Annotated in this window: 6 protein-coding genes and 1 pseudogene; 1 reads left to right on the forward strand and 6 read right to left on the reverse strand. The window is 66.6% G+C overall.

Translation table 11 applies throughout. From position 1 onward, the window contains the following. The 6 genes and pseudogenes from ACEN88_RS21980 to ACEN88_RS22005 form a co-directional block, all read right to left on the reverse strand. Positions 1-220, reverse strand: a pseudogene (locus tag ACEN88_RS21980) (sensor histidine kinase); the annotation flags it as partial. Between the two features lie 11 nt (positions 221-231). Further along, positions 232-939 (reverse strand): LiaI-LiaF-like domain-containing protein, encoded by a 708-nt coding sequence (locus tag ACEN88_RS21985; protein ID WP_413343023.1) that lies wholly within the window; start codon positions 937-939, stop codon positions 232-234. Then, positions 929-1,303 (reverse strand): LiaF transmembrane domain-containing protein, encoded by a 375-nt coding sequence (locus ACEN88_RS21990; RefSeq protein WP_056128071.1) that lies wholly within the window; start codon positions 1,301-1,303, stop codon positions 929-931. Before ACEN88_RS21990 ends, ACEN88_RS21985 begins: the two co-directional genes overlap by 11 nt. Positions 1,304-1,449: 146 nt before the next feature. After that, entirely contained in the window at positions 1,450-1,614 is a 165-nt protein-coding gene (locus ACEN88_RS21995) for a hypothetical protein (protein WP_371760607.1), read from the reverse strand. 34 nt (positions 1,615-1,648) lie between these two features. Then, the gene (locus ACEN88_RS22000; protein ID WP_371762599.1) at positions 1,649-1,816 is read right to left on the reverse strand and encodes a hypothetical protein; all 168 of its coding nucleotides are present in this window, start codon (positions 1,814-1,816) and stop codon (positions 1,649-1,651) included. Positions 1,817-2,112: 296 nt separating this feature from the next. Beyond that, positions 2,113-5,061 (reverse strand): TonB-dependent receptor, encoded by a 2,949-nt coding sequence (locus ACEN88_RS22005; RefSeq protein WP_413343026.1) that lies wholly within the window; start codon positions 5,059-5,061, stop codon positions 2,113-2,115. A 192-nt stretch (positions 5,062-5,253) separates the two neighbouring features. On the opposite strand from ACEN88_RS22005, the gene ACEN88_RS22010 reads away from it, so the two are divergent. Next, positions 5,254-6,249 (forward strand): N-acetylmuramoyl-L-alanine amidase-like domain-containing protein, encoded by a 996-nt coding sequence (locus tag ACEN88_RS22010; protein WP_413343028.1) that lies wholly within the window; start codon positions 5,254-5,256, stop codon positions 6,247-6,249. Positions 6,250-6,383 lie beyond the last annotated feature (134 nt).

The raw sequence follows: 6,383 nt of genomic DNA on the forward strand, positions 1-6,383 counted from the left end.
CGCTGGGACGGCGCCGTCCCAGCGGGTACGCGCGGCACACGTAGTAGGCGGAAAAGCCCGCCGCGTACGCGAACCAGAGCGCCAGCGGCACGGCGAACAGCACGCTCGCCCCCCAGCCCGCGCCGCTGACGGCCAGCATGGCCGCCAGCAGCAGGCCCAGCATCAGCCAGGCCAGCAGGTAGAGCGCCGTCGCGCGCCAGCTCGCAAAAATACCTTGCACTGGCCGCGCCTTTAGTTGCGCACTTCCACGCCGCCCATGATGGCGTAGCCGGTGATGACGAGGCGCTTGCTGGCGTCGGGCGGCCGGGCCGTCTTTTCCGCGAAGCCGCCCATCACGGGCGTGCCGTTCAGGACGACGGTCCAGTCGGGCGGAACCTTGATGTTGATGCCGCCCCAGACCGTGAAGATGTTGATCACGGCTTCCTTGACGATGGACGCGTCGCGCAGGTCGAGCGCGCAGCCGCCCATCACGGCCGTGATCTCGCCGCCGCGGAAGTCCTGCGTGCTGACGCGCCGCTCGAAACCGCCCAGCACGGCGACGATGTCGACGACGTTGTCCGGACTCGCGCCTGCGGCAACGTCATCGCGCGCCACCCGCCCCGGGCCCAGCGAGCGGTACAGCACGAGACCGCCGAGCGCGATCATCACGAGCGGCCACAGCGTGCCCCAGCTGATGGTGAAGTAGCCCATGCGGCTGACGATCATCAGGAGGCCGACCGCGATCAGCACGCCGCCCATGTAATTGCCGCTGCGGCCGCTGCGCGTCCCGTTGCCGAACAGCGCGACGCAGCCGGCCACGATGAAGGCGAGCGGCCAGAACCCGATCGCATGGCGGAAATTCAGGATATCGAGGTTATCGAGCAGGAACAGGACGCCCATGCCCACGACGAGCAGGCCCAGCACGACCTGGCTCGACGCGCGGTTCGTGTTATTTTCCATGGCCGTCCCCTCCCTTCTGGCCGAAGCGGCGCTCGGCGATCGGCCGGATCGCCATCGTGATGCCGCTGATGATGATGAACAGGGGCCAGCTGTTGCCGAACGTGAGGCCCCACAGGCCCTCGAGCACGGCGAACAGCCACAGGCCGATGAAGACGGTCCACAGGCCGTTGGAGAATTCGCGGGCGCTCGGGTAGCCGATGGTCTGGTTGATGCCCACGACGACCAGCAGCAGCGGCGCATAATGCCACAGCGAGCGGACGTCGAACACATCCATCTGGTCCAGCAGGAAGGCCACGCCCAGCCCCACCAGGACCAGGCCCCACAACACCTGGCGCCGCAGGTGGTAGGAAGCTTCGCTATTCATGTTTCCTCCGTTGTGATCGAATGTCGACACGATAACGGAGGTCGGCGCGCGGGTGGAAGTGCTTTTCGGCCAATGGCGGCGCTTTGCCGGTGAATGGCGAAGGGCCCGCCATGTCGCCATGGCGGGCCCTTCGGAAAGCGGATGAATCAGGCCGCGGCTTGCGGACGCTGCCCCTTCTGCTGGTTGCGGTACCTGGCGCGGGCAGCGGCAATCTTGAGGGCTTCGCGCGCGACGTTCATCTTGTGGATCTCCTCGCGCTCTTTCTTGCCGCGGTGCTGGGCCACGTGTTTGCTGCCGATCTTGGCGGTCATGATGCTTCTCCTGTTCGGTGACGGTGAAACTGGTTCAGGAGCGGGAGGCGCCGATCCGGTCGTCCGACGGCATCAGCATGCCCCACCCCAGCTGGCGCCGGATTTCTTCCGGCGTCGGCGGCGGTTTCGGGTCTTTCGAACGCCGCTCGAGGTACTCGCGCACGAGATGCTTGGGGGGGTGGTTCGTCGTCGTCGTGGTCATGGCAACCTCCGCTTCCGTTGAAGCCGGCGCGCTTGCCGCCGGCTTCGAAATTGGTGCCGGTCCTCGAGGCGACCGGCTGACCTGTCGAGGTGGTTGGCCACCTGCGGAAGATCGCTTGGTGCCTCACTCGACGCCTCCATCGTAGCGAGTCCGCCCGGGTCGTAACCGTTAGATGCCGCACACTGTGCGTCCCCATGAGTTCCAGTCCTACAGGCCACCTTCAAAGAGGCCTACGCGGCGTCGAGAAATGCAACAAAAAGGGGGCCGCGGCCCCCTTGCATCCGCTGGCGACGACGTCAGAAACGGTATTTCAGGTTCACGTAGAACTGGCGGCCGCTGACGTCCAGCTTCTGCTGCTCCTCCTCGCTGTAACGATAGTAGGCGCGCTTCACGTTCGTCAGGTTCGTCGCGTCGAACGTGAGCAGCAACTGCGGCGTGAGGTTGACGCTGGCGTTGAAGGCCAGCGTCGTCACCGGCGCGGCCATCGTCGGCGCGGTCGGCATCATGACACCATTGACGCTGTACAGGCCCTGGCTGTTGGCCGTCGGCGCGGGCGCCGTGGAGCTGTTCACGTATTCGCTGCGGTAGTTCGCGACGAGGCGCAGCGACACCTTGTCGTTCTCGAAATAGCCGCCCAGGTTCGCGGCCCATTCGGACGCGCCGACCATCGGCCGGCCGTCGTCGACCTTCGTATGTGCGCGGCTGATGTTGCTGGTGAAGCCGAAGCCCGTCGTGCCGAACGGCTGTTCGTACGACAGTTCGAGGCCGGCGATGTGCGCCCCCTGCTGCTCCGACGTCTGGACCGTGTACGTCTTCATCGCCTGCGCGGCGGAATCCCACAGGTCGATCGTGGCGCCGCCCGTGGTGCCGGTCTTCGCATAGCCCTGGATGCGCGAGTAGAACAGGTCCACGCCCACCATCGAGCGGCGCGAGAAATACCACGCCCACGACGCATCGAGGTTGTCCGACGTGAGCGGCTTGATGTCCGGGTTCGGCCCCGTCACGCGGCATCCCTGCGCATCGCACGTCGGCGAGCCGAAGCCGGCGCCGAGCAGGTTGTAGTTCTGGCGGCCCACCGTGCGGCTCGCGCCGAAACGCAGGATCTGGTCCTTCGTCAGCTCGTAGCGCATGTTCATGCTGGGCAGCCAGTTGTTGAAGCGGCGGTCCGTCTTGATGAAATAGTAGGTGTTGCCCGTGTTGTTCTTGAAGGGCTCGTTGTCGTAGACCGGCTGCAGGTCGCCCGACGTCGTGATCGCATCCGGATAGGCCGCGCACGGAATCGCCGGCTGGCCGGGTGCGGCACGCAGGCAGACGCCGGCCGGAATCGGCGTCGGGATGTCGGCGTTGATACGCGTCTGCACGAAGCGCAGGCCCACGTTGCCGGACCAGCGCTCGCCTTCCAGGTTGGCCATCACATAGGCCGCGCCCTGGCGTTCGCGCATGTGCAGTTCGGATGCGATGCGGCGCTCGTACTGGTCGCTCGTCGCCTTGGTCGCGCCCTGGAAATACGCCATCAGCACCGCCGGGTCGAACGTGTAGCCCGTGTTGTCCCAGCCGGCCGGGCCGTCGAGACCCGCGCCGAAGTCGGGCGGCCACGGAATCGTGCCGGTCGGCGCGCCGATCGTGATGTCGCGGTTGTGATAGGCCGGGTAGCGGCGCGCGCTCTCGCGGTGGTGGTCGGCGTAGCGCACGCCGCCTTCGACCGACTGGACCCAGCCCTTGTCGACGCGCCATTCGCCGTCGACCTGGCCGCTCGTCTCGCGGTCCGTCGTCTTCAGGCCGGAGATCGTACGCACCACCAGTTGGTCCGGCTTGGCGCCGGTGCCGTAGTACTTCACGTACGGCGCGTTGTCGACGCCGGCCAGCGCGTACGACACGCCCGTGCCGAAGCTCGCATAGGTCAGGCCCTGGTCGTAGTCCGTCTTGCCGACGCCGCGCGTCGTCGACAGCAGCGTCTTCAGCGTGAGGTCCTGGTTCACGCGCCACTTGCCGTCCAGGTCGAGGAAGGAGCTGGTGGCCCGCGCACCCTGCCGATAAAAGCCTTCCGAGTTGCCGATGTATTGCGGTGGGGTCCCGTCCGCAAACATGATGTCGGCGCTTTTCAGCACGCGCAGCTGGTCGCCGTACATCGTCGTCTCGGTGACGATGACGGGATTGCGGATCGACGCGAACACCTGCTGGCCCTGGGCGCCCACGGTGTTCGGCGCAGTCGCGCCGGTGGCGCCGTCGGCGAGCGACGCTTTACCGAGCAGCATGCTGTAGATGGCGCCGGCCTTCAGGCGGCCGTAGTTCGGTGCCTTCAAGGTGGAAGTAAAGCCTGTGACGGTGACGTCGACGTCCTGGTTCGGCTTGAACTCCAGCGAGAACATGCCGCCCTTGCGGTCGCGCACGCCCTCGACGAATTCCGTGCTCATCGAACCGGGCAGGCGCACGCCGTTCAGGTCCGCGGCCTTGTAGCCGCTGCCGGCCAGCGACGCGTCCGTGATGCCCTTCATGGTGGTCGTGTTGATGACGTCCCAACCGCTGCTCGTGCCGTATGCGAGGCGCGACGCGGAATCGCGCCGGATGTAGCGCTTTTCCGCGAAGCCCTGCAGGATGAAGCCGAACGTGCCCGCCTCGTTCTTCCAGTTCACGGACGCGTTCAGGTCGGGCGCCGTCTTGCCCGGCAGGGTCGCGTAGCTGGCGCCGACGCTGGCCACGCCCGACAGGCGCTCCTTCTGCGCCAGGGGTTTGCGCGTCGTGACATTGATGGTGCCCGCAAGGCCGCCATCGACGATGTTCGCCTGCGACGTCTTGTACACGATGGCCTGGTTCAGGACCGACGACGGCATCAGGGACAGGCTCGTGGACCGGCTGCTCGATGCCTGGTCGGCGATGTACCAGTCGCCGCTGCTGACCGTGTGGCCGTTGAACACGATGAGCGACATGTCCGGATTGGTGCCGCGCATCGCCACCTTTTCCGCTTCGTCGTAGTCGGTGCGCACCGCCACCCCGGGCAGGCGCTGCAGCGAATCGGCGAGGTTCTTGTCGGGCATCTTGCCCACGTCCTCGGCCGTGATCACTTCGACGTTGGCGGTGGCGTCGCGCTTGACGGCCAGCGACTTCGCCATCGACGCGCGGATGCCCGTCACTTCGACCGTCTGCATCTGCGTGCTGCCGGCGTCGTTCTGGGCCAGCGCGGGCGTGCCTGCCACGCCCAGCCATGCCAATGCGACAGCGGCCGCGAGCGGCTTCTGTTTCAACATTTCTCTCTCCTCTGTAGTCATCGTCGGGACCGGTGTTTCCCGGTCTCGCGCCCAGTATTGACTGATGACACAGCGGTTGGATAATGATTACTGTTGAAGAATCTATAACTAAAAGGAATGCTCGGACTGCAATTGTTTTTGACGGCACCGTGCGGCCGGGTTAGCGTAGCGTTTTATCCATCGAGACCCGTCATGCCTCCTGTCCGCGCGCTGCCCGCGCTCCTGCTTTCCATACTCGTTGCCGGCTGCGCGACGCCGCCCGCCGCCACACCGGTTGCCGCGCCGGCCGCCGCCGAACCCAGCCCGACCGCGCAGGCTGCGGCCACGGAGCCGCTCGAGACGATCCTGGGCAAGCCACTGTTCCGCATGCATCCCGTCGAAGCTGGCCGCTACATCGCCTGGGTGCACGAGGCCGAGCCCGACCTGCGCAAGCGCATCGCCGTTATCGGCCGCAAGAACCTCGGCCAGCCGTACCGCCTGAACCTGCTGGGCGAATTTCCGTACCAGGTCCATGACGACCTGCCGATGTTCAGCCTGGATTACAGCGACTGCGTCGTGTTCGCGGAGCACACCTACGCGATGGCCCTGTCGCAGTCGTGGGAAGAATTCTTCTGGATGCTGCAGCGCATCCGCTACCGCGACGGCGTCGTCGGCGTGGCCACGCGCAACCACTACACGGAGATGGACTGGAACGTGGCGAACCGCTGGCTCGTGACGGACATCAGCGCCGACCTGGCCGGCCCGGATGGCCCGGCGTACACGATGACGATCGACCGCGCCCGCTTCCTCAAGACGCGCCACCACACGGACGCCAGCATTCCCGTCGAGACGAGCCGCCAGGCTTACGTGCCGAAGGACCGCGTGACGACCATCGCCGGCCAGCTGCGCGAAGGCGATCTCGTCAACGTGATCTCGACACGCGACGGCCAGTACTGGGCGTCGCACGTGGGGCTCGTCGTGCTCGGGCCGGACGGCGAGCGCCACTTCCTCCATTCCTCCGAGCCGCAGGTGCGCGAGGAAACGTTCGAGTCCTACATGGCCCGCGCCGCCGCGCGCGAGGAACGCAACCGCCAGGCGGGCAAGAACGGCCAGGTGCTCGCCGGCTTCAAGTTCCTGCGCCTGAACGACGACATCGTGGTGCCGCCGATGGCACCGCAGCCGCGCCCGGGCCGTCCTGCCGGCGCCTGAATCCCGCCTCCGCGGGGGGGGGGCCCGCCGGGGGCGGGCGGCCCGGGGGGAGGCCGCGATGTATTGGGTAGGGGCGGCCCGCCCCCCCCCCCCAAATAATAATAAAAGGGGCAGGGGGAGAAGAAAAAAAAAAA

The sequence above is a fragment of the Massilia sp. CT11-108 genome (assembly GCF_047302915.1).
GTDB classification, from domain to species: Bacteria; Pseudomonadota; Gammaproteobacteria; order Burkholderiales; family Burkholderiaceae_D; genus Telluria; species Telluria orientalis.